This is a genomic window from Enterococcus sp. CWB-B31 (assembly GCF_020567645.1).
In the GTDB taxonomy this organism is placed as follows: Bacteria; Bacillota; Bacilli; order Lactobacillales; family Enterococcaceae; genus Enterococcus_L.
The window spans coordinates 22,513-47,101 of the sequence record NZ_JAJDJW010000021.1 but is presented as its reverse complement, the minus strand read 5'-3'; the positions used below and the strand labels follow the sequence as shown (position 1 = coordinate 47,101).

General features: G+C 37.2%; 20 protein-coding genes. 19 read left to right on the top strand and 1 reads right to left on the bottom strand.

The genetic code is table 11. The features are described from left to right. Positions 1-105: 105 nt before the first annotated feature. The 19 genes from map (at position 106) to LI954_RS14570 (ending at position 23,504) form a co-directional block, all read left to right on the top strand. A complete protein-coding gene (gene map / locus LI954_RS14660) occupies positions 106-870 on the top strand; it encodes a type I methionyl aminopeptidase (RefSeq protein ID WP_202068959.1) in 765 nt (254 codons plus the stop codon). A gap of 67 nt (positions 871-937) precedes the next feature. Then, on the top strand, positions 938-1,852 hold the full coding sequence (locus LI954_RS14655) for a YihY/virulence factor BrkB family protein (RefSeq protein ID WP_202068981.1): 915 nt from the start codon (positions 938-940) through the stop codon (positions 1,850-1,852). A gap of 135 nt (positions 1,853-1,987) precedes the next feature. Then, the gene (locus LI954_RS14650) at positions 1,988-3,127 is read left to right on the top strand and encodes a glycosyltransferase family 4 protein (RefSeq protein WP_229444822.1); all 1,140 of its coding nucleotides are present in this window, start codon (positions 1,988-1,990) and stop codon (positions 3,125-3,127) included. 219 nt (positions 3,128-3,346) lie between these two features. Then, entirely contained in the window at positions 3,347-4,129 is a 783-nt protein-coding gene (locus LI954_RS14645) for a glycosyltransferase family 2 protein (RefSeq protein ID WP_202068955.1), read from the top strand. After that, positions 4,129-4,971, top strand: a complete 843-nt coding sequence (locus tag LI954_RS14640; protein WP_229442653.1) for a glycosyltransferase — start codon at positions 4,129-4,131, stop codon at positions 4,969-4,971. Before LI954_RS14645 ends, LI954_RS14640 begins: the two co-directional genes overlap by 1 nt. Further along, positions 4,968-5,681 carry a glycosyltransferase family 2 protein gene (locus LI954_RS14635; protein WP_202068951.1) on the top strand — a complete coding sequence of 238 codons (714 nt, stop codon included), beginning with the start codon at positions 4,968-4,970 and terminating at the stop codon, positions 5,679-5,681. Before LI954_RS14640 ends, LI954_RS14635 begins: the two co-directional genes overlap by 4 nt. Before the next feature lie 120 nt (positions 5,682-5,801). Continuing rightward, entirely contained in the window at positions 5,802-6,668 is an 867-nt protein-coding gene (gene rfbA / locus LI954_RS14630) for a glucose-1-phosphate thymidylyltransferase RfbA (RefSeq protein ID WP_202068949.1), read from the top strand. A 19-nt stretch (positions 6,669-6,687) separates the two neighbouring features. Then, positions 6,688-7,260, top strand: coding sequence for a dTDP-4-dehydrorhamnose 3,5-epimerase (gene rfbC / locus LI954_RS14625; RefSeq protein ID WP_229442655.1), 573 nt, complete (start codon positions 6,688-6,690; stop codon positions 7,258-7,260). A 21-nt stretch (positions 7,261-7,281) separates the two neighbouring features. Further along, the gene (gene rfbB / locus LI954_RS14620) at positions 7,282-8,310 is read left to right on the top strand and encodes a dTDP-glucose 4,6-dehydratase (RefSeq protein WP_229444821.1); all 1,029 of its coding nucleotides are present in this window, start codon (positions 7,282-7,284) and stop codon (positions 8,308-8,310) included. 188 nt (positions 8,311-8,498) lie between these two features. Further along, the gene (rfbD, locus tag LI954_RS14615) at positions 8,499-9,338 is read left to right on the top strand and encodes a dTDP-4-dehydrorhamnose reductase (RefSeq protein WP_229444820.1); all 840 of its coding nucleotides are present in this window, start codon (positions 8,499-8,501) and stop codon (positions 9,336-9,338) included. A gap of 75 nt (positions 9,339-9,413) precedes the next feature. Next, entirely contained in the window at positions 9,414-10,361 is a 948-nt protein-coding gene (locus LI954_RS14610; protein ID WP_420705990.1) for a glycosyltransferase family 2 protein, read from the top strand. A gap of 41 nt (positions 10,362-10,402) precedes the next feature. Next, complete coding sequence (locus LI954_RS14605; RefSeq protein ID WP_229442660.1) at positions 10,403-10,906, top strand: GtrA family protein; 504 nt, start codon at positions 10,403-10,405, stop codon at positions 10,904-10,906. An 11-nt stretch (positions 10,907-10,917) separates the two neighbouring features. Continuing rightward, the gene (locus LI954_RS14600) at positions 10,918-13,386 is read left to right on the top strand and encodes a YfhO family protein (RefSeq protein ID WP_229444818.1); all 2,469 of its coding nucleotides are present in this window, start codon (positions 10,918-10,920) and stop codon (positions 13,384-13,386) included. A 161-nt stretch (positions 13,387-13,547) separates the two neighbouring features. Then, a complete protein-coding gene (locus LI954_RS14595; RefSeq protein WP_229444817.1) occupies positions 13,548-16,421 on the top strand; it encodes a GBS Bsp-like repeat-containing protein in 2,874 nt (957 codons plus the stop codon). Positions 16,422-16,616: 195 nt separating this feature from the next. Then, positions 16,617-17,432, top strand: coding sequence for an ABC transporter permease (locus LI954_RS14590; protein ID WP_229444816.1), 816 nt, complete (start codon positions 16,617-16,619; stop codon positions 17,430-17,432). 12 nt (positions 17,433-17,444) lie between these two features. After that, the gene (locus LI954_RS14585; protein ID WP_229444815.1) at positions 17,445-18,725 is read left to right on the top strand and encodes an ABC transporter ATP-binding protein; all 1,281 of its coding nucleotides are present in this window, start codon (positions 17,445-17,447) and stop codon (positions 18,723-18,725) included. A 20-nt stretch (positions 18,726-18,745) separates the two neighbouring features. Further along, positions 18,746-19,666: a class I SAM-dependent methyltransferase gene (locus tag LI954_RS14580; protein WP_229444814.1), complete on the top strand. Its 921-nt coding sequence runs from the start codon at positions 18,746-18,748 to the stop codon at positions 19,664-19,666. 1 nt (position 19,667) lies between these two features. After that, complete coding sequence (locus LI954_RS14575) at positions 19,668-21,038, top strand: hypothetical protein (RefSeq protein ID WP_229444813.1); 1,371 nt, start codon at positions 19,668-19,670, stop codon at positions 21,036-21,038. Positions 21,039-21,077: 39 nt separating this feature from the next. Further along, on the top strand, positions 21,078-23,504 hold the full coding sequence (locus tag LI954_RS14570; RefSeq protein ID WP_229444812.1) for a glycosyltransferase family 2 protein: 2,427 nt from the start codon (positions 21,078-21,080) through the stop codon (positions 23,502-23,504). Positions 23,505-23,823: 319 nt separating this feature from the next. On the opposite strand, the gene LI954_RS14565 is transcribed toward LI954_RS14570, so the two are convergent. Further along, positions 23,824-24,552 (bottom strand): transposase, encoded by a 729-nt coding sequence (locus LI954_RS14565; RefSeq protein WP_229444811.1) that lies wholly within the window; start codon positions 24,550-24,552, stop codon positions 23,824-23,826. Positions 24,553-24,589: the final 37 nt, after the last annotated feature.

Below are 24,589 nucleotides of genomic sequence, written 5' to 3'. Positions count from 1 at the left end.
TTTTGACAATTAATCAGTTTTGTAATTGAATAAATTCTCTTATTCGACAATTTTATGCTAAACTAACAGATGATAAAGATTAATTTGCAGGAGTGGAGTACAGGAATGATTACACTAAAATCAGCTAGAGAAATTGAAATGATGGATGAATCTGGAGAATTACTGGCGGATGTTCACAGACATTTGAGAACGTTTATTAAGCCAGGTATTTCCAGTTGGGATATTGAAGTATTTGTAAAAAATTTTATTGAAGGCCATGGAGGAGTAGCAGCACAAATCGGATATGAAGGTTATAAATATGCCACTTGCTGCAGCATTAATGATGAAATCTGTCATGGCTTTCCAAGAAAAAAAGTGTTGAAGGACGGGGACTTAATCAAAGTAGATATGTGTATTGACTTAAAGGGGGCCATGTCTGATTCTTGTTGGGCTTATGTTGTGGGAGAATCTACGCCGGAAATTGATCATTTGATGAACGTAACCAAAAAAGCACTTTATATTGGGATTGAGCAGGCGCAGGCAGGGAATAGAATTGGCGATATTGGTCATGCTATTCAAACCTATGTAGAAGGGGAGGGGCTATCAGTCGTTCGCGATTTTGTGGGACATGGAATTGGTCCGACAATTCATGAAAGTCCTTCTGTTCCTCACTATGGAGAAGCAGGAAAAGGTCTGCGTTTAAAAGAAGGTATGGTTATAACGATTGAGCCTATGGTAAATACCGGCACTTGGCGAATGAAAATGGACCCTAATGGCTGGACAGCCTACACTCAGGACGGCGGACTAAGCTGCCAATTTGAGCACACGCTGGCTATTACTAAAGAAGGACCGAAAATTTTAACTTCTCAAGGTGAAGAACTTACTTATTAAGCCTTGAATGAAGCGGAGCATTTTTTTTTGCTGTATAAAATTATAAAGTGTTAAAATGGGGAGAGAAATCAGTATGCTGGATAAATTGAAAAATAATGAGAATCTTAATCGATTTATTCAAACTACACAGGAGCGAATAGTCAACTCAGAGATGGGCAATACCTCTGTCGTTGTTGCGTATTATTTGCTTCTGTCATTGTTTCCTCTTTTAATTGCTGTAGGAAATTTACTGCCGTATCTTCAAATTAATCCAAACAGTGTATTGCCCTATATTTCAGAGTTTATCCCAGAAACAATATTTAATGATCTTAAGCCGGCAATCAAGTCTCTTTTGACTCAAAGCTCCGGGGGACTTTTATCAGTTTCAGCACTTGCCACTTTGTGGAGTGCAAGTCAGAGTATTAATGCCCTGCAGGTTGCTATGAATAAGGCGTTCGGTGTAGAACAGCGGAAAAATTTTATTTTGGTTCGACTGGTTTCGTTGTTTGTTATTGCTCTTCTCATGGTTGCATTGGTTGGGGTGGTGCTGATCTTAGGTCTTGGGCAGAATATTTTGGATTACATAGAGCCGATTATTCATATTCCGGCTGATTTTCTAAATACCTTTCAGACGCTGAAGTGGCCGGTTACAGGATTTGGTTTGTTTCTAACGATGAGCCTTCTTTATTTTGCTGTACCAAATGTCAAATTGAAAAGCCGTTCAGTTTTTCCCGGCGCAATTTTTGCAACAATCGGCTGGCTGCTGTTGTCTCAGGTATTTGGTGTGTATATTACGTATTTCAGCTCCCGAGTATCAGGGTATCAGATTATCGGAAGTTTCATCGTTCTGATGTTGTGGCTCAATTTTGCCTCAACAATTATTGTATTGGGAGGTATTATTAATGCGGTGGTTGAAGACTACCTCTCTGAAGGTCAAATAGAAAGCCGTGAAGGAATGATCCGCCAGCTGATCATTTTTATAAAAACTAAAGTTGCCAAATAAATCCTGATTTAACTTTTGATTCCCTGTAATTTTTATTTTAGTAGATTGCAGAAAGAGCAGGGGCGTTATCGAACTTGTAAATCGGGAATGATCCTGTATAATATACGTTGAAACTTAAGAAAGTGGGACGTTTATATGTCTATGTTTATTTATGAAGTCATGTTGCGGCTGTTACTGACATTCATGATTTCTCTAATCCTGACGCCGCTGGTCAAATTGTTGGCTTTTCAAATTGGGGCCTACGATGCTCCAGGGGAACGGAGAATAAATAAAAAAAATATGCCGACTGCAGGCGGACTGGCGATTTACATCTCTTTTTGTATCTCGTGTCTGTTATTTTTTCACTCAGTAATTCCAACAAATTATATTCTGCCGATTATCCTTGCCGGCGGTATAGTGATTGCAACAGGGCTAATTGATGATATTTATGAATTGTCGCCTAGAAAAAAAACAATCGGTATATTGCTTGCTTCGCTGGTCATTTATTTTGTGGCCAAAATCCGAATAGATTTTGTTACTTTACCATTCTTTAATCAGCTTGATCTGCGCTGGCTGAGCCTGCCTCTGACAGTGGTTTGGATTGTTGCTATTACAAATGCAGTCAATCTGATTGACGGGCTGGATGGTTTGGCATCGGGTGTCTCAATTATCAGTCTGACAACCATAGGAATGGTTGGCTATTTCTTTCTGCATGCTGATTCAGTTTACGTTCCAATTGCTATTTTTATTTTAGTTGCCAGCATTGCCGGTTTCTTTCCTTATAATTTTTATCCCGCCAAAATTTTTCTTGGGGATACTGGAGCGCTGTTTCTTGGATTTATGATTGCAGTAATGTCTTTGCAGGGATTGAAAAATGCAACATTTATTTCAATGATCACACCGCTGATTATCTTGGGAGTGCCGATTACAGATACGGTGTATGCTATCATTCGTCGGCTGTTAAATAAGCGTCCTATTTCATCTGCTGACAAGATGCATCTTCATCATCGTTTGCTTTCTTTAGGCTTTACGCACAAAGGGGCAGTTATGACAATCTATGCGTTGGCGCTGGTTTTTTCCTTTGTTGCTTTGCTGTTTAGTTATGCTAGTAATGTTGCCTCGATTCTTTTGATTGTTTTCAGTTTAATTGGATTGGAGCTTTTTATCGAGTTGATTGGGTTGGTCGGAGAAAAGCATCAGCCATTGATGTATATTTTAAGAATGTTTGGAAATAAGGAATTTCGACAAGATCAAATAAATAAGCATGCCGGAAAGCATTCAAAAAAGAGGAAGTAATTTCCGAAAATGCGGAGCCTATGGTATACTTTACAAGGTAGAATGGAGCATATGATAATTATCATATGCTTTTTAATTTATGAAAGGTATAATTACGTACTTAATTTTACAGAAGGCAATGTGGGACAGGGAATAAATCTTTGCTTATTTGGCTAAAAGCTGGTTTGTTTTTTTATGAACATATTGGGAATACGTATATTAAGGGGATTATCTAATATTATGAATAATAAGATCGCACTTTCGATTGTAACGCATAACAGCAAACATATTTTTAAAGTCCTGGATAATCTGAGAGCAGAGCTGGGCGATAATTCAGAATATGAAGTACATATTTTTGATAATAATTCCGATAAAGACTATATAGCACGGCTGCAAACGTATGAACCCTTTATTGTTCTCCAGCAACATAAGGAAAACAGAGGCTTTGGATACGGTCATAATCAGGTTTTTAAAGAAGCAGCTGCACAGTATGGTATTATTTTCAATCCTGATGTTCTTGTGAGCAAGCAAGCAATGGACAGCATGATTCAACGAATCAGAGAGAATGAACAGGTTGCTCTCATCTGCCCGAAGGTATTAAATTATGATGGGACGATACAATATTTGGTTCGTCAGAAATTGGATGTTTTTGACTACATGCTCCGGTTTGTTCCTATCCATTTTGTGAAAAAAATATTTGATAAGCGTCTGGCTTATTATGAATGCCGGGATCTGCCAGAAGACAAAACCTCATACATCAAAATGGGATCTGGGTGTTTTATGGTTATAGATGTAGAAAAATACAATGAGATTCAAGGATTTGATGAACGATTTTTCATGTATTTTGAAGATAATGATCTGTGTCTGCGTTTTGGACAAAAAGGATATAAGATTCTTTATACGCCTTTTGAAACAGTTACCCACCTTTATGAAAAAGGGGCGCATAAAAACATGAAACTATTTAATATTTTTATGCAGTCCATGTTCAGATTCTTCAATAAATGGGGCTGGAGGTTTTTTTGATGGATACGAGATTGGTAATTGTACTTGTATTGTATCAGAAGAAGCTTGCAGAGTCTCCGAGCTATGACATTTTACAGACTGCTGTATCAGAAAATGAAACAGTTGACTTGTTTATTTATGATAACAGTGAGCAAGCCCAGAAAGATTCTTTGTTTGATTTGAAAAATGTACACTATATTCATGATGCGGAGAACTCAGGTCTTGCGAAGGCATACAATGCCGGAGCAGAGTGGCTTAAAAAGTGTAAAGGCAGACTTCTGATGCTGTTGGATCAGGATACTGTCGTTGCTTTGGCAGATATCGAACAAATTCTTGCTCTGCCTGAAACAGAGATAGAGACAGTAGGGGCATTTGTTCCTTTTATTCGCTCAGGGAATCAGCAAATTTCTCCGGTTTTCAGTGATACGTATATCAGCAGAGAGCGTTCTTTTCCACAAACAGGTGTGACAGATCAGGCGCTGATGGCTATTAATTCCGGTACCGTTCTGACAGAGAAAGGGCTCATGGCTGTCGAAGCATTTAATGAATCGTTTCCGTTGGATTTTTTGGATCATTGGGTATTCTGGACCCTGCATCAAAAAGGTTTGAAAATTGAGGTTCTTCCTCTAACTTTCGAACATGACCTTTCTGTTCTTGACTATAGCAGTGTTTCGTTAAAAAGATACGAATCCATTATTTCGGCTGAGTCATTGTTTTATGGGGAATATGATCAAAAGAAATTGGACATTCATACAAAACATTTGCTTAAACGAACACTTAAGCAGTTTTTACTGGTAAAAAATAGAGCGATATGGCGACGAACTTGGAAAGAGTATCGAAAATTAGTGAGGGATAGTAAGTGATTTCTGTATGCATTGCTACTTATAATGGCCAAAAATTTATTTCAGCACAACTAGACAGTATTCTTCCTCAGTTAGGAGCAAAGGATGAAGTGATTGTTTCTGATGACGGTTCTTCAGATGAAACAATAACGATTATCAATGAGTATGTGAAGAAGGATAAACGAATTCGCTTAACAGAGGGACCGCGTCAGGGGGTTATAGCCAATTTTAACTGGGCTGTTAGTCAAAGTGCTGGGGAATTTATCTTTTTGGCAGATCAAGACGATGTCTGGCTGCCTGAAAAAGTTGATAAAATTCTTGGCTATTTTTCAGAACATCCTGAAGCAGAGCTTGTTGTCAGTGACTTAACAATTGTTGATGAAGGATTAAAGCCTATTATTTCTTCCTATTTTGACTATCGAAAGGTAAAGCAGGGATTCTGGACAAATTTTATGAAAAGCGGCTATATCGGAGCAGGCATGTGTCTTCGTGCAAGCTTAAAAAAGAAAATTTTGCCCATTCCTTATAATGTTCCGATGCATGATATGTGGATTGGACTAATCAGTGAATATTACCACAGCAGTGCTTTTCTTAAAGAACCGCTGACGTACTATCGCAGACATGAAGAGAACGTCAGTGAAATTGCTACAAGTTCCAGTGCTGTACAAAAAATAACATGGCGTCTGACTTTGATTTACTTACTGATTCAGCGGCTGTTTTTCAAAAGATGAAAGGCAGATTACGTTTTTGTAAAATATAAGGAAAATACATGACAAGTTTATAGGTTAATGAGATAATGTAAAATGGTATGTAAAGAATGCAACAATAAATATTTATGAAGGAGTTTTTCCATGAAAGGAATTATCTTAGCCGGCGGAAGCGGAACAAGATTATATCCGCTGACAAAAGCAACATCCAAACAACTAATGCCGATATATGACAAGCCAATGATTTATTATCCAATGTCCACATTAATGCTGGCAGGGATTAAGGAGATATTGATTATCTCTACCCCGGAAGACACACCTAGATTTGAAAACCTATTTGGTGATGGTTCTGATTTAGGCATCCATATTGAGTATGCAGTCCAAGAAAGTCCTGACGGCTTGGCACAAGCGTTTATTATCGGAGAATCCTTTATAGGGGATGACAGTGTTTGTCTGGTTTTGGGCGATAATATTTATTATGGCGGCGGGTTATCCAAGATGCTGCAGAGAGCAGCAGCAAAGGAAAACGGAGCAACTGTCTTCGGATATCACGTAAATGATCCTGAACGTTTTGGTGTAGTAGAATTTGATGGAGAGATGACGGCTCTTTCAATTGAAGAGAAGCCGGAAAAGCCAAAATCAAATTATGCGGTTACGGGCTTGTACTTCTATGACAATGATGTGGTGGAGATTGCTAAAGGTATTCAGCCTTCAGAGCGCGGCGAACTGGAAATCACCGATGTAAATAAAGTATATCTGGAAAAGAATAAATTATCAGTGGAAGTGATGGGCAGAGGCTTTGCGTGGCTTGATACTGGAACGCATGAATCGCTTCTGGAAGCATCAACCTTTATTGAGACAATTGAAAAACGTCAAAATCTAAAAGTAGCCTGTCTGGAAGAAATTGCTTATCGCATGGGTTATATTTCAAAAGAGCAACTGACTGAATTAGCACAGCCGTTGAAGAAAAACGGGTATGGTCAATATTTGCTGAGGCTGGCTGAAGTGTAGCAGGAGGAACGGAAAATAAATGAAAGTCATTGAAACAAAATTAAAAGATGTCAAAATAATCGAAATGGATGTCTTTGGTGATCATAGAGGATTTTTTACAGAAAGCTATTCAAAAGAAAAATTTGCACAGCATGGTCTGAATTTTGATTTTGTGCAGGATAACCATTCGCTTTCCAGCGAAGCAGGCGTTTTAAGAGGTCTGCACTTTCAAAAGGGAGAAGCTGCTCAGACAAAGCTGATTCGAGTGGTAACAGGAGCAGTTTTAGACGTTATCGTGGATATTCGTAAAGGCAGTCCGACTTATGGAGCTTGGGAAGGCTATATTTTGTCTGAACATAATTATCGTCAGCTGCTGGTTCCGAGAGGCTATGCTCATGGATTTGTAACGCTGACACCGGATGTTAATTTTATGTATAAATGTGATAACTACTACAGTGCAGAAGCAGATGGCGGGATCGCATTTGATGATCCTGATTTGGCGATTGACTGGCCGATTGATATCAGTAAGGCAATTACTTCTGAAAAGGATCAGCAACACCCTACTTTAAAAGAATTTGAAGCAGAAAACCCATTTGTTTATGGTGAAATTTAGAAATTGAGAGAGGTCTTGAAGATGAAAAACATTATAGTTACCGGCGGAGCTGGTTTTATTGGGTCAAATTTTGTTCACTACGTGGTGAATAACCATCCGGAAGTTCATGTAACTGTATTGGATAAACTAACTTATGCAGGAAACAGAGAAAACCTTGCAGGACTTCCCTCAGATCGAGTGGAATTAGTTGTTGGAGATATAGCAGATGCAGAGCTTGTTGAAAAACTGGTTAAAGAAACAGATGCGGTAGTTCATTATGCAGCAGAATCTCACAATGATAATTCTCTGAACGATCCATATCCATTTTTACAGACAAATATTATTGGAACTTATACACTGATCGAGGCATGCCGCAAAAATAATGTTCGTTATCACCATGTGTCAACAGACGAAGTGTACGGAGATCTTCCATTACGTGAAGATTTACCGGGACATGGAGAAGGACCGGGAGAGAAGTTTACTGATGAAACACCTTACAACCCATCAAGTCCTTATTCTTCAACAAAAGCAGGGTCAGACCTGCTTGTTAAAGCATGGGTTCGTTCATTTAATCTGCAGGCAACAATTTCCAACTGTTCAAACAACTACGGACCTTATCAGCATATCGAGAAGTTTATTCCTCGTCAGATTACGAATGTCTTAAGCGGAATCAAGCCTAAATTATATGGAGCAGGAAAAAATGTTCGAGATTGGATTCACACGAATGATCACTCTTCTGCTGTCTGGGCGATTTTGACAAAAGGACGAATCGGTGAAACCTATTTGATTGGTGCCGATGGCGAGGAAGATAATAAGACAGTTATTGAACTGATTCTGGAATTGATGGGACAGCCGACAGATGCTTACGAACATGTAAATGATCGCGCTGGTCATGATTTACGATATGCGATTGATTCTGCCAAGCTTCGTGAAGAATTGGGCTGGGAACCTGAGTTCACTAATTTCCGGGATGGATTAGCCGACACAATTAAATGGTATTCTGAAAATGAAACCTGGTGGCTGGCTGAAAAAGAAGCAGTTGAGTCAAACTATGCTAAGAACGGTCAGTAGTACTTGACATGTTTATTTAATAAGAGTCAGGATTATAGGTGCCCTTTATCATGTGTTCTAATGATAGAGGGTAGTATTGGTAATGGGGACCAGTTTTTTCGACAATATTTTTTCAAACAAGAAAAATTATTGCTATTACCGGAGAAAGGTTTCCGTAACAAACAATGACAAGCAGAGGAGAAAATAAAATGATCTTAATTACTGGTGGAAATGGACAGCTGGGAACGGAACTACGCCATTTACTTGATGAGCAGGGTTTGGAATATATTTCAACAGATGCTGGGGAAATGGATATTACCAATCTGGAAGAAACAAAAGCGTTTATTTCTGAAGTTAAACCTGAATTGATTTATCATTGTGCTGCCTATACTGCGGTAGACAAAGCGGAAGATGAAGGCAAAGAGCTTGATGAAAAGATCAACGTTGACGGGACTAAAAACGTGGCCGAAGCAGCGGAAGCTGTTGGTGCAGTTTTAGTCTATATCAGTACAGATTATGTATTTGACGGTACTAAAAAAGACGGGCTCTATCAGACTGATGATCAGACAAATCCTCAAAATGAATATGGACGTACGAAATTGTTGGGCGAACAAATTGTTCAGGAAACAATGAGCAAGTATTATATCATAAGGACTTCCTGGGTCTTTGGAAAGTATGGTCATAATTTCGTTTTTACCATGCAAAAGCTGGCGGAAACCAGAGATCAGCTGACTGTTGTAGATGATCAGTTCGGACGTCCTACATGGACCCGGACACTAGCTGAGTTTATGCTGTTTGTTATTCAAGAAAAAGCAGATTACGGTGTTTATCATCTATCAAATGAGAACAGCTGCAGCTGGTATGAGTTTGCAAAAGAAATCTTGAAAGACACGGATGTTGAAGTGCTGCCTGTGGATTCAACGCAATTTCCGCAAAAGGCAAAACGTCCGCAGTACTCTGTAATGGATTTAAGAAAGACTGAAGCATTGGGCTTTGAGATTCCAACTTGGCAGCAGGCATTGGCACAAATGCTGGAAAGTATTAAATAACCGAAATATAAAAAAAGATTTATTTAAATGAATAAGTTCTATGAATACCTGTAGAATAAAATGAAGGAGAGTATTATGAAAGTTGCAGTTTTGATCCCTTGTTACAATGAAGAATTGACAATCAAAAAAGTCATTGAAGATTTTCGTAAAGAATTACCAGATGCAGATATTTATGTTTATGATAATAATTCAACTGACAATACAAATCAAATTGCCAGAGAAGCCGGCGCGATTGTCAGAAAAGAACCACGACAAGGGAAAGGACATGTTGTGAGACAAATGTTCTTTGAGATTGAGGCGGATTATTATCTGATGGTTGACGGGGATGATACTTACCCGGCAGATGCCTGCCACAGTTTACTTGAAACGCTGATAAACGGTGAGGCTGACATGGTCATTGGAGACCGACTTTCCAATGGAACGTATACAAATGAGAACAAACGTCCAATGCATAATCTGGGAAATAATTTGGTAAAGAACTCTATTAATCTATTGTACGGTAGTGATATCAAGGATATCATGACTGGGTATCGCGGATTCAACAAGTATTTTGTTCAAAGTTACCCTGTAATGAGTAACGGCTTCCAAATTGAAACGGAACTGAGTATTCACACATTGGATAAACGCTTCAGGTTAAAGGAAATTCCCATCATTTACAGAGATCGTCCGGAAGGCAGCGAATCAAAGCTGAATACTATTTCAGATGGTTTCAAAGTAATTATGACAATTATTAATATGTTTAAAAATTATAAACCTTTATTTTTCTTTTCTATAGGTGCACTGATATTTTTTATCATTAGTCTTCTCATTGGAATTCCAGTAATCAATGAATTTATTCAGACTTCTTTTATCAGTAAAGTTCCATCTGCTATTCTGGCAGTGGGGCTAATGCTTGTTGCCTTGCTGTTGTTTATTACTGGTCTGATTTTAGATACAGTTGTTAACAATTCAAGGAAAGATTACGAACTGGAGCTGCACGATATTTACTGGCGAAACAATCAGGTTGATAAAAATAAAAAATAAAGCAGGTTGCGGCATAAAGCAAACAACGGATGGTCGGCACCTTGTTAGCAACAGTTAAAAGTGAATGGCAAGCAGAAATAATCATGCAGCTGTTTTTGGAGGCATATATTTTCTGCCTGCTGTTCACTGTTTTTTTGAAAAGCAGTTTTAGAAAGGATATAACTAAGTTTATGCTAAATAAAATCATAGGGTTTGGTATTGTCGGGATTATAGCAACAGTTATTGATTTTGCCAGTTTGTTTATTTTAAGATCTGTATTAGGTGTTGATGTGTACATAGCTGCTACAATTGCATTTATACTGGCACTAATTTTCAATTACGTGGCGAGTATGAAATATGTTTTTGTAGCTAAAGAAGGACTTTCCGTTCAAAAACAGGTAGTTATCTTTTTTGTAACAGCCGTAATCGGCTGGATGATCAATCAGGCAATGATGTATGTGGGAATTGAATGGCTGGGTATTTACTATATGCTGGCCAAGTTCCTTGCGACTACTGTGACGATGATCTTTAATTTTGTTTCTCGACACATATTGCTGGAAAGGTAGAGGAGATTGGGATGAAAAAAAAATTATATTCTTTTATTGTTTGTGGAATCATTTCTAGTATATTGGGGCTGTTTTTGGCGTATGGCACTCAAATTGGTTTTCTAAATATTATCAGTTCTTTAACAAAGCCTGAACTGGCAATTGAAATAGCAGAGCCGAGAATGATCGGATTTAAAGCAGAGGACGGCCGTTTGACTTCGCAGACAGATGATTCCTATTTGGTTTATCATGATATAAATGCGTATGTTAATCAAGTACAGATTTCTCTGAAAACAGTTGATCAGCCTGTTGAGATAAAGATTTATTATGCAAATGGCGGAGAGTTCTCAGAAGAACAGTCTATACAAAAAATTATAACAAATAAAAATAATACAAAACTCAATTTTTTAATTAATTCTTATATTACTGATTTACGGATTGATTTAGGTTCAGCTACAGGACAGGTATTTGAACTTGAATCTGTGGAATTGGAGAAACCAAAAATTCTGTTTTCTAAAGAGACATTGACATTGGCATTACTGATTACGTTGGTTTTTATATTTTTATTTGCACATTTCATTGTTGGTCCGACAGTTTTGTATAATACTATTGACCGCTATCGATACTGGATTGCCGCTGTAGTCGTTGCTTTCGCAGTGATCTTTGAATTGAGCGGTTCTTCTCTTGCATCTTGGAAAGATTACATATACATGGATAATGATGGAGTTTTAGCAGGTATTGCTCGTCCGATTCGATCTGATGAGTGGGCTGTAAATACACCGATGACTATGTCGCAATATTATAATGGGTATTCGGCTGTCAGTAATATTATCAGAGGAACTTTAACTGATGTGTCGATCGTTTACGGTCAGCCGGCGCTCAGTTTGAATCTTCTGTTCAGAATATTCAGTGTCGGCTATGTTTTACTGGGCACTTCATATGGATTGGCATTTTTCTGGTATGCCCGACTGGTTGTTCTATTTTTGGTTACATATGAATTTGTCAAATTAATAACTAAAGGCAATAAACCGTATGCTCTTCTTGGAAGTATCTTGATTACATTTTCCCCAATTGTTCAATGGTGGTTTGCCATCAACGGACTAGTGGAAATGCTGATAGCCACACAGCTGTCAATACTGCTTTTGGATAAGTATATTAAAACAGACAGCAGTAAAAAAAGGGCACTGTATTTTGTTTTAATACTACTTTGTGCCGGCAACTTCATTCTTACGTTTTATCCATCATGGATGATTCCGGTTGCCTATGTCATTTTAGGGTTTATTCTATGGATATTCATTGAAAACTGGTCAACATTAACATTAAAAAAAATAGATATTTTTAATATAGTTTGGATGACAGTGGTGTTTGCTGCTGTAATCGGTTATATTTTCAGTGCATCTATCGATACTATTAATTCTGTAATGAATACAGTTTATCCAGGATCTAGAGTAGAAGTTGGTGGCGGCTCTGAACTTGAAAATCTTGTGGGTGCTTTTTCTAATATCTTTTTCCCATTTAGAAAATATTTAGATATCCATAATACTTCGGAAATGGCTGTTTTTCTGGATATGTTTCCATTAGGGATTATTCTAAGCCTATTTTACATGTTTAAAACGAAAAAGAAAGATTCGCTGATGATCATTCTGATTGCGTTAAGTGTCTTTTTCTTCATCTGGATGAGTGTAGGGTATCCAGAAATCATTGCCAAATTTACATTTTTGGACAAGACACAAGCTAGAAGGACATATCTTGGCTTCGGTTTAGTTAATACGTTTTTACTTTTGCGTGTGCTATCGGTGATGGAACTTAAAATCAGACCGATATGGGGACTTCTTGCAGCGGGGCTTTATGCAATGGTTATGGCTGTGATTAATAGACAACTGTACCCGATTCTTCTTCATCATCCTTTAGCAGTTATGGCTGTCTTCTTTCTTGCTTTCGGTATGAGCAGCCTAGTTATCTGCTGGAACCGAAAACCACAATTGGTGGCTGCTTTTATCGGTTCGATCGTATTGGTCAGCGGTTTGTCTGTCAATCCAATACAACAGTCGACAGATGCAATTGAAAAGTCAAAAATTGCTGATTCGCTGAAAGAGATTCAAAAAGAAGAAGAAGGTGTTTGGATTGTGGAGGGGATGGGACTCCCAATGAATAATCTTCCAATTATGTTTGGACTGCCGACCATTAATTCAACCAATGTTTATCCAAATCTTGAGCTGTGGGAAACTATCGATACGGAGAAACAATATGAAGAGGTTTATAATCGTTATGCGCATATCGTGATTAATGTTGTAGGTGCAGATAATCCTGCGGATGGATCATTTGAGCTTGTGCAGGCAGATGTATTTACAGTCAATTTATCTCTTCAGAAATTAAAAAATATGGATGTTAAATATATTCTTTCGCAAAATGATCTAAGTCTTATTCCTGAATTTAAAGATGGAACAGACCATCTGTATATTTCTGATGAAGGATATAGAGTTTATAAAATTCTCGAATAGTTTAAAAAATCACGTATTTAATTAAAAAATTAAGGTATTTGTTGGATGAGATGGAGTAAGAGGATTTGTTTGATTTATTAATTTAAGATACAATAATTATGAATTGGAAAAGTTATTACTTGGGAAAAGGGTTAATTTATTGCAGGAGGATATAAAATACAATGAATAGAAAATTAATTCTTTCTCTATTGGTCTGCGGAGATTTGTTAGTAACCAGTTTAATACCGACTATAGTGGTATCTGCAGAAGGTAGCACAGGAATGGAGAACAGTGTCAATACACAGACAACTGAGAACTTAACAGGAAACCAACTGACGGGAAATTCATTGATACAAGAAACAATCAGTTCAGAAAGTAACTCCAGCAGGAACGATTTCGAAACAATAGAGAGCAGCACTTCAACTGAAATAGAAGCCTTAGAAACAATTGATTCTGAAGAGGCAACAGATGAACAGAGCTTTGACGTGAATACTTTCGGTGAAGGCTATACTGAACCTTCACCATCTAGTCGTTCAGATTTGATAGTTGCCAGCAGAGCAACTACAGCTTTGGCAGCAATTGACATCGTTAATGCGGGCGAATCGAACCGTCCGAAATTAAGTTTTATTGATGTTTCTTCTCATAATGGAACAATTACAACAAGTCAGTACCAGATGATGAAGAATTACGGGGTGACAGGAGTAGTTGTAAAACTTACTGAAGGAACGACTTATTTTAATCCATATGCACAATCACAAATTGCCAATGCAAAGGCTGCTGGACTAAAAGTATCCGTATATCACTACAGTCACTATACATCTACAGCCGGTGCTCAGGCAGAGGCTAAATATTTTGTCAACAAAGCCAATTCATTGTCTCTTTCAAAAGATACTGTGATGGTGGCTGATATTGAAGAATCATCCATGCGGACTTCAGCAGTCAATGCAAATACTCAAGCCTTTAAAGCTCAGCTGAACAACTCAGGCTACAGTAAAGTTGCCTATTACCTGTCAAGAAGTTGGTTGGATGTTGCCGGTGGTGTATTTAGTAGCAGTATATTTGGAAAAGAAAATATCTGGGTAGCGCAATATCCGTACACGCCGACTGCTTCTCAGAACTGGAACAGCGATTATTCTTCATGGCAATGGTCGTCCAATTTCTATTTTCCAGGAATTTCCCATCCTTTTGATGTAAATACAGATTATACAGGTCTGTTTACAGGAGAAAGTGATAAGTGGGATTCTAGTATTCCAGTTTCGGGGACCATATCTGTCTCAGATGTTTCAGGATCAGAACAGATATTTAAAGCAAGTGCCAAAGTGGAAGCAGGCGGATATACACCTCATAAAGTATATTTCCCAACTTGGTCGAATGAAAATGGACAGGATAATACTATCTGGTATGAGGCTGCCTACAGCAATGGTATCTGGACTGCAGATATTCCTATTACCAATCATAAAACTGCAGGCGATTATACGATCCATGCCTATGTTCAAATGCTCCCAACCTCTTCTATGAATATTTTTATTGGATCCGCTGAGTTCACGATAACACCTGTAACGATGAGCGCTGTCATTACTAATTACAATACACAGGGAACTTTTGATGTTGTTGTAACGGGAAACAGTGTATCGGGAATTGATAGGGTTCGTTTGCCGGTGTGGAGTAAAGCAAATCAATCTGATCTTTACTGGTATGATGCAGTGAAACAGGCAGATGGCACCTATAAAGCAACCATCGATGTTAAAAACCATCAGTACAATTCAGGAATGTATACAGTACATGCTTACATTTATGGGAAAAATGGATTGAGCCAAGGGATGGCATTATCTCAACAAATGGATGTCACAGGAGTAAGTGTGAATGTGACATTTACTGATGCGAAGAAAACTGAGACAAACTATATAGCAACTGCAGCTGTTTCACCGGGAATTACTGGAACTGCTAAAGAAGTAAATTTTGCTGTGTGGAGTGAAAAAAATGGGCAGGATGACATTAAATGGTACAAAGCAACGAAACAAAGCAACGGGACTTTTACTACTATGATTGACATCAATAATCATAAGACCATTGGACAATACAATGTGCATACCTATGTCACTGTTTCTACAGGAGTGATGAAGTTTGCTTCAGCAGATAAGTTTACAGTCAGCAGTCCAACTGTCTCTGTTTTCTCAAAAAATATCCAAAATAATAAAGGGACCTTTGATGTTGTTGTGGAAGCTTCGGCCCCTTCTGGTATAAAAGAAATAAAAGTACCTGTATGGAGCAAGAGTGATCAATCTGACATTAAGTGGTATAATGCTTCGAAGCAATCTAATGGGACTTACAAAGTAACAGTAGATACAAGAAATCATCAATATAATTCCAGCATCTATCAAGCACATGCTTATGTATATACAAATAATAGCCTAACTGGCTTTGGTGCAATGGTACCGGCAAGTATTTCTCTTCCGGCTATCAAAGGCTTGGTGAGTGCTGCTGCAAATGCCAGTGAAACAACATATACAGCAACACTGACAATGGATTTGGGCATCTATGGTACGGCAACAGAAGTCACTTTCCCTGTCTGGAGTGAAAAAAATGGACAGGATGATATTAAATGGTATAAAGCAACAAAGCAAAGTAATGGCAAGTATACCGCCACTATTAATATATCCAATCATAAAGACAGCGGGAAGTATAATCTTCATGTGTATGCAAAGCTTGCGAATGGTGTGAATAAATTTGTTGCTGCCACAGAATTTAGTGTAACTCAACCGACTGTTTTAGTTTCCAAAACAGCTTTCAACAAGTCAACAGGGACATTTAGTATCAGGGTGACTGGAGGCAGTAAATCGGGCATAAAAAATGTAAAAATCCCTGTGTGGAGTAAAAGAAATCAGTCTGATATCAAATGGTATGACGGAGTCAAGCAGTCTGACGGCTCATATAAAGTAACAGTAGATATTAAGAATCACGGCGGAAATACTGGGGTATATAATGTGCACACGTATCTTTATGCCAACAATGGAGTAACCGGCTTTGCTGCTACAACAGTAACTGTTGAAAAATAGAAAATAACAAATGTAAACTGTGGCTTCTGCAACTTTTAACTGCAGCCGCAGTTTATATTTTTGTCAGAAGGAATTGTTAAAGTATTGTTCACATATTTTTGACAGAATTGCCTGCTTTCAAAATAAATGATATAATTCATTGATGTTTTAATGGAAGAAATTAAAAGAATCCAGTGTAGGAGATTGAATGATTTTATGTTGAAAAATTTACTGAGTTTACCAACCGAATTATACCAAAACAGAAAATTAATTTTTACGCTAGCCAAAAATGACTTTAAAACAAAATACGCCGGTTCTTATCTGGGCATTATCTGGGCTTTCGTTCAACCAATCATTACGATTTTTGTTTATTGGTTTGTTTTTGGAAATATTTTTCAAAATGGAGCAGATCGTGGAGCACCGTATGTTTTATGGTTAGTGACAGGATTAGTACCTTGGTTTTTTCTACAGGATGGTCTAGTTTCAGGAACCAGCACGTTTCTTGAGTATAACTATCTAGTTAAAAAGGTTGTATTCAAGATTAGTATTTTACCAATGGTTAAAATTTTGTCTGCTTTCTTTATTCATATATTTTTCCTGATGTTTGTTCTATTGTTGTATATCTTTTATGGTATGACACCAGACATATACTATTTTCAAGTTATTTACTACAGTTTCTGCATTTTTTGTTTCGTGTTAGCAGTATCCTATATTACCAGTTCGCTGGTTGTCTTTTTTAGAGACTTAACTCAAATCATTAGCATCGTGTTGCAGGTAGGGATCTGGATGACACCGATTATGTGGGCATTTCCAGATATGGGTTTAGCTGAAGACAGTACCATCGCTTCTTTGTTGAAACTGAATCCTATGTACTATGTTGTGAACGGATATCGAACAACGCTGATTGATAAAATTGGTTTTTGGGAATATCCTAGCCTGACACTTTATTTTTGGGCAATAACGATTGTTCTGTTTGTCTTTGGAATTTTCTTGTTCAAAAAATTAAAAATCCATTTTGCGGATGTATTGTAGAAGGAGATCGTCATGTCAGAAAGTGTAATTACTATAGAGAATTTAAACAAGGTGTATCGTTTGTATGATAAGCCGTTTGATCGCTTAAAAGAAGCCCTGGGTATGAAGGTTCATTCTACTGAGCATTATGCTTTGAATGATGTCAGTTTTGACGTGAAAAAAGGTGAAACGATTGGCATTATCGGAACCAATGGATCAGGAAAGTCAACCTGCTTAAAAATTATTACAGGTGTTTTAAATCCTACTAGTGGAAATGTAAAAGTAAACGGTAGAATTTCTGCGCTTCTTGAATTGGGTGCGGGTTTTAATCCAGAATATTCTGGTCTGGAAAATGTCTATTTAAATGGAACAATGATCGGATTCAGCAGAGAAGAGATTGATGAAAAACTAGACGCAATTTTGGATTTTGCAGACATAGGTGAGTATATTTACCAACCGGTAAAATCGTATTCCAGCGGGATGTTTGTCCGACTGGCTTTTGCTGTTGCAATAAATATTGAACCAGAAATCCTGATTGTTGATGAAGCGTTGTCTGTGGGAGATGTTTTCTTTCAGGCGAAATGCTATAAGAAATTTGAGGAATTCAAGGAAAATGGTAAGACTATTTTGCTTGTCAGCCATGATCTGGGGAGTATTTCAAAGTATTGTGACCGGGTTGTTCTTTTAAACAATGGGAAAAAACTTGATGAGGGTAGTCCTAAAAAAATGGTGGATCTGTTCAAAAAGGTTCTTGTAAAACAAGAAGGGGTTCAGGCTTATGATGCCCCTGAAGGAGCCAATGAACTGGAAGATATTGAAATAGCTGAGATCGATACATGGAAGAAGCCATTCGTTCTAAATCCAAATGTATTGGAATATGGTAATAAAATGGCTGAGATCGTTGATTTTACAATCATTGATTCAAAGGGAATTCCTACGAATACCATAGAAAAATTCAGCGAGTTCACAATTAAAATGAAAATCAAATTTAATATGGATTTAGAAGATGCGATCTATGCCTTCACCATTAAAGACTTAAGAGGGACAGAGATTACTGGAACTAACAGCATGTTTGAGAAAGTGGAAATCAAAGATCGCAAAAAGGGAACCCTCTTAGAAATAGACTTTACTCAAAAAATGCTGATCCAAGGCGGCGATTATTTACTTTCACTTGGATGTACGGGTTATCCTCAAGGTGAATTTGATGTGTATCACAGACTTTATGATGTTTGTAATATTATGGTTATTTCTTCTAAAGATACAGTAGGATTCTTTGATATGGACTCTAGCGTTCAGGTTGAAGTGATCCAATAACAGTTGAAAGGGGTCCTATTGTGGATACATATGTTGGAAAAGTGAAGTTGGACGAAACACATTATCCTGGTGAAGATTTTTACAGTGATGGTGTAATTGAAGACAGGCTGTTGAATATCGTTACAAATTTTCCAGAAGATGAATATAATAAAGTAATTGCTGAAAGTAAAGACTGGGCAATACTATATCATTTGTCGCATTTAAGAGAAAATATTGTTGAATGGCTTCCTATTGAGAAAACAGATAATGTACTGGAAATTGGAGCTGGCTGTGGAGCTGTCACTGGTGTCTTAAGTGAGAAGGCTCTTAAAGTAGACTGTATTGATTTATCTAAAAAGAGAAGTTTGATTAATGCAACAAGAAACAGAAAAAAAGAGAATATTGAAATAAAACTGGGGAATTTCCAGGACGTGGAACAATCGTTGACAGAGAAATATGACTGGATTACGTTAATCGGTGTTTTTGAATATGGTAAAGAGTATATAGCTTCTGAAAATCCCTATGTAGATTTTTTAAAAATTATCAAAAACCATCTGAAGCCCAGAGGGAAAATAGTTATTGCGATCGAAAACAGATTGGGACTTAAATATTTTGCTGGTTGTACTGAAGATCATACAGGAATTTTGTTTGATGGTATTGAAGGTTATCATAATGGTGGTATCGCAGCAACTTTTTCAAAACCTGAACTTCAACAAATTTTTAAGAAAAGTGGATTTTCTAAAACAACATTTTACTATCCTTATCCAGATTATAAACTACCTTTATATATATATTCTGACGACTACCTTCCTCAGTTAGGTGATTTGACGATTAACCAAAATTTTGACCGTTTGAGAGTGAATGTGTTTGATGAAACAAAAGCTTATGACAATATTATAAAAAGTGGACTGTTTCCTCTTTTTTCTAACTCTTTTTTGACAATACTGGAAGGAGATCATTAATATGGAAAAGTTGATTTTCAGTAAGTACTCTAATGAAAGAGCTAGACGCTTTGCGATTCGCACTGATATTGTTTCTGATGAATCAAAGCAGCTTACAGTCTATAAACGAAATCTTTATCCAGAAGGTGAACAGCACATTAAAGATATTTATCAGTGGTATGAGAAGTTGAGCGATACCTATAAAGAGACTCAAATCGAGATGAACCGCTGCGAGTATCTTGGAGATAAAGTTTCTTTGGAATTTCTCACACAGCTTACTCTGGAGCATGAACTGAATGAACTTTTGAGAGAAAGAAAATTGGAGCAGTTTTCCGAATTGCTTTTTTCCTACATCAACGAAGTAAAAAAAGGGGATATGATCCATCCTTTTGTTAAAACAGAAGCGTTTGTCAATACATTTGGCGATGTGTCAATTGAAGAAGCGCTTTCTGCTAAAGTAACGAATATTGATATGGTGCTGAATAATGTAATCCTTGGGGAAAAGTGGACAATCATTGATTATGAATGGACCTTTGATTTCCCAATTCCTTCAAGCTTTGTTATTTATCGTATTCTTCATTATTTCATCAGCAGCAGTCCTTTTCAAAAAATGATATCTGGTATGGATTTGTTTGAACAGGCAGGCATTTCTGCAGCAGAGCAAGAAGTTTATGCGGAAATGGAAAAACATTTTCAAATGAAATTTTTACTTAGCGATGAAAATCAGGAGGAAACAATAGTTCCTATTAGGGAACTGCATGAAGCAATTTCTCCTGGCGGTATTGATCTCAAGCGATTGTTTAATGAAGAAAAAATGCGTAGAGAAACACCGATTCAGTTATTTTTCAGTGAGGTTTATGACTTTTATGAAGAGAATTCTACTATTTTATTTTGTAATATAGACCAAAAAGTTGAACTGGAAGTGGAAGTGGCTCCTGAAATAGATTTCCTGAGACTGGACCCACACGAGCTTACGTGCAGTTTAACAGAACTGGAAATTAAGGATGAACTGGGACAGGAAGTTCCTGTCTTTGCTACAAATGGAATTTTTATAAGTGAACATCAGCTTACATTCCTTGAAGAGGATCCGCAGATTATTTTAGGTGGCTTAAAAGAGAAAAAACATCTTACAATAAGCTATAAAATCAAACTTATAAGTGTAGAAGAGCGTGAAGTAATTGTTCCTATTTTGAATGGGAAAAATGTATTTGAAGAAATAGCGTTGGATTTGCAGGCGGAACAGCTTCAGTTTAAAGCAGAAATAGAGCGGCAGCAACAGCAGCTTCAAGAAAATGCAGATAAAATTAACTATCAATTACAACTTATTTCAAATATGGAAAATACAAAGATTTGGAAAGCTTATGAGCGATACCGGAAAATATTTAGTAAATAGTGATACAGGGATTATTTGTGAAATGAGGAGAAAGAAATCGTGGATAATAGTTTTTGGATAAGAAATGATCGTTTCCATCTAAAGGATAGTTCTAAGTACATTATAGATGCCTGGTTGGAAGCAGATCAGACAATCAGTATAAAACTAGATGACGAACTGCTGGAATATACATTTGAAAAATCAAATGAATTTCAGAAAGATACAATTGGTCAATTTGTAAAAATTGTTGTTGCTTTTCCAGAAGCATTGGAAAACTATCATAGCTTAAAGATTTATAGCGGCGATAAAGGAAAAGAGATACTACGCTATGAAATGAGTATTTCTTCTATTTTAGAAAAGAAAGAGCCAATAAAAGTTTGTTATGATAAAAAAGCCGTTGATTTCGAAAAGAAAACATGTGAAATTGAAGGATGGGTTGTATCAAGCCGTCCTGTAGAAATTCTTTTGGTGGATGAAAAGAATAAGCCAATTCTGTATGAGATCGAATGGGTGAAACGCAGAGATGTTTTGTCTATTTACTCGGAATATGATGTCAGTGATAACAATGGCTTTATCATTCGCTTTCATTATGGAAGCAGTAAAAAGGTCCGTCTGATTTTTCAAATGGAGACATCTCAGGTAAATGAAATGATTTATCTAACTAAGACCTATTATCAGAGGAAAAAAATGCAGGAATTGATGAAAAAAGCAATTAAGGTACTGCGAACGGAAGGCTTTGGTCGATTCTTTAAAGCTGTTATCAGAAAATTTAAGCATAAAGTTGGTTCAGATGTTCCGAAAGTTGTCAATTATCAGGAATGGATACAAAGACACCTGCCAAATGAGCAAGAACTGAGTCGCCAAAAAGCGAACAAGTTTAACACACGCCCATTAATCAGTATCGTCATTCCTTTATATAGAACATCAGAGTTTTATCTCAATCAGCTGATTGATTCAATTAGAGCTCAAACCTATGACAATTGGGAATTGTGTCTGTCCGATGGAAGTGGTGAAAATTCGCCGATCAGAGCTATGTTGGAGGTATTTGAAAAAAGTGATGAACGAATTAAAGTAGTTCATAATGAAAGACAGCTTCACATCTCTGAAAATACCAATGAAGCGATTAAAATAGCAACAGGGAACTATATTGCTTTTGCAGATCATGATGATGTGTTGACACCAAATGCACTTTTTGAAAATGTATTGTTGATTAACAACGCTCCTGATGCAGAAGTTATTTATTCAGATGAAGATAAAGTAAATGATGAAGGTCTGTATGTGCAACCTCACTTCAAGCCGGACTTCAGTATTGATTTGCTCTGCTCAGTGAACTATATTTGTCATTTTTTAGTTGTAAAAAGAAGCATTATTGATAAAGTCGGTCTTCTCCGTTCAGAATTTGACGGAGCTCAGGATCATGATTTTATTCTTAGATGCGTAGAAAAAACCGCTCATATTTATCACATCCCAAAGATATTGTACCATTGGAGGATTTCTGAGGATTCTACCTCTGAAAATCCTGAAAGTAAGCGCTATGCGATTGATGCAGGCAAACTGGCTGTACAAGAACATTATAATCGTATGGGAATTGCAGCCACTGTAGAAGATGGAGAATATTTTGGATTATACCGTACACGGTTAATAAGAGATCATGACCCGTTGATTTCCATCATCATTCCAAATAAAGATCATGTGGATGATTTGCGATTATGTATTGATTCAATTGATGAAAAGAGTACGTATAAGAATCTGGAGTACATCATTATAGAAAATAACAGTACGGAAGATGCAACATTCAGTTATTATGAACAGTTAAAAAAACATAACCCTCGTGTAAAAGTAGTTACTTATGAAGGTTCTTTCAATTATTCTGCCATTAACAATTATGGTGCATCCTTCGCTACTGGGGATTACTTCTTATTTATGAATAATGATGTTGAAATTATTAATCCGGAAACCATTGAAGAGCTGTTGAATTATGCAATGCGTGAAGATGTGGGAATTGTTGGTTCACGACTATATTATCCTGACGGAACGATTCAACATGCAGGTGTTGTCGTGGGGCTTGGCGGTGTTGCAGCCCATTCCTTTGCCAATCATGTACCGGGAGATACGGGATATTTTCATCGAATTATTGTTACTCAGAACTGCAGTGCTGTTACGGCAGCCTGTATGATGGTCAACAGAAATGACTTTGAACAGGTAGGTGGCTTTTCAGAAAAACTGGCTGTGGCATTTAATGATATTGATTTTTGTCTTAAGATCCGATCGCTTGGTAAACTGATTGTATATAATCCTCATGCGGAATTATATCATTATGAATCCAAGTCGAGAGGACTTGAGGATACGCCTGAAAAAGTCGCACGTTTCCAAAATGAGATTGCTGTGTTTCAGGAAAAATGGGCGGATATTTTGGAATCTGGAGATCCATATTATAATGTAAATCTTTCGCTTGATACACAGGACTTTGCCTTGAAAGCAATCTGAATTTTGGCATGATCCGTGAACGAAATATCAGAATTCTGAAAGCACAGAATAGAATTGTAAAAAATATATTTTGTGTGTGAATAGGATTAAAAAATGGCTCTTTGTCAACGAATGTTAGCAAAAAAAATCCAGAGAAATAGAGTCGAGTCTAGAGAGAAATTTTCTCTAGGCTTTTTTGCTCAGTTTGAAATGCGTTTCTGACCATTCAGTTTTGTTTGATTCTTTTGTAGCAGTTTCCAATACTTCTTTACGTGGTTGTACTTTCTTCGTTCTGCATAAACACGGCGATCAAATGTGTTCATTCGCTGAATACGATGAGTCAGAAACTTCGGCTGATGAGCTGAACGAGATGAAAACGGTCCAGAATGATCTGTGCATTTGGAAACATCTTTTTCACTAAAGAAAAATAAGGCGTATACATATCACAGACAACGAAGGTCACTTTTTGCCGTTCTGCCAAAGGGCAACGAGTAAAGTACCTTTCTAAATGAGTCAGCTGTCTGTTTTCAAGGAAGCTCATTGCCCCAGAGACTTGTTTCACTGATTTAAATACATTCGGCAAGGTGAGCTGCCCCATCTTTTTCGGTTCATAGAATTGTTTCATTACGCGATAAACTGAAGAAAGCGAGACATTTTTCTGTCGCGCAATCTCTGTCATTCCCGTTACTTGTGTTAATCGTTGGGCAATAGATAATTTCACTTTCCTAGCAATCTTACAGCCTTTTTCTACGACAGTTGTTTGAGCCACAAACGTACGTGAACAATTCGAACAGAAGAAACGACGTTTCTTCAAGCGAAAATACGTTTGAAACTCGGACACTTCGTTCATTAGAATGAGTGCAGGTTTTGATGTAAATCCCCAGCGGATAATCGCAGAAGCCACAGAACATAAGCAATGCGGACAATTGCGAGGGGTGTCATCAAGGACACCAGAAAAAATTATATACACCTGTTCCTTGATTATTTCTTTAGAAAAACAATTTTCTTCGAAATGAAGATTTAAGTCTAGAATATCGAGCATATCTTTGATAGAATCTGAATAGGACATCGTGCCATTCTCCTTTAAAGTAGTTTTTGACGACTTT

Coding starts and splice junctions, on each gene's coding strand:
- map (WP_202068959.1), top strand. CDS start 106: ATGATTACACTAAAATCAGCTAGAGAAATTGAAATGATGGATGAATCT.
- LI954_RS14650 (WP_229444822.1), top strand. CDS start 1,988: ATGTCTATGTTTATTTATGAAGTCATGTTGCGGCTGTTACTGACATTC.
- LI954_RS14645 (WP_202068955.1), top strand. CDS start 3,347: ATGAATAATAAGATCGCACTTTCGATTGTAACGCATAACAGCAAACAT.
- LI954_RS14640 (WP_229442653.1), top strand. CDS start 4,129: ATGGATACGAGATTGGTAATTGTACTTGTATTGTATCAGAAGAAGCTT.
- rfbA (WP_202068949.1), top strand. CDS start 5,802: ATGAAAGGAATTATCTTAGCCGGCGGAAGCGGAACAAGATTATATCCG.
- rfbC (WP_229442655.1), top strand. CDS start 6,688: ATGAAAGTCATTGAAACAAAATTAAAAGATGTCAAAATAATCGAAATG.
- rfbB (WP_229444821.1), top strand. CDS start 7,282: ATGAAAAACATTATAGTTACCGGCGGAGCTGGTTTTATTGGGTCAAAT.
- rfbD (WP_229444820.1), top strand. CDS start 8,499: ATGATCTTAATTACTGGTGGAAATGGACAGCTGGGAACGGAACTACGC.
- LI954_RS14610 (WP_420705990.1), top strand. CDS start 9,414: ATGAAAGTTGCAGTTTTGATCCCTTGTTACAATGAAGAATTGACAATC.
- LI954_RS14600 (WP_229444818.1), top strand. CDS start 10,918: ATGAAAAAAAAATTATATTCTTTTATTGTTTGTGGAATCATTTCTAGT.
- LI954_RS14595 (WP_229444817.1), top strand. CDS start 13,548: ATGAATAGAAAATTAATTCTTTCTCTATTGGTCTGCGGAGATTTGTTA.
- LI954_RS14590 (WP_229444816.1), top strand. CDS start 16,617: ATGTTGAAAAATTTACTGAGTTTACCAACCGAATTATACCAAAACAGA.
- LI954_RS14585 (WP_229444815.1), top strand. CDS start 17,445: ATGTCAGAAAGTGTAATTACTATAGAGAATTTAAACAAGGTGTATCGT.
- LI954_RS14575 (WP_229444813.1), top strand. CDS start 19,668: ATGGAAAAGTTGATTTTCAGTAAGTACTCTAATGAAAGAGCTAGACGC.
- LI954_RS14565 (WP_229444811.1), bottom strand. CDS start 24,552: ATGTCCTATTCAGATTCTATCAAAGATATGCTCGATATTCTAGACTTA.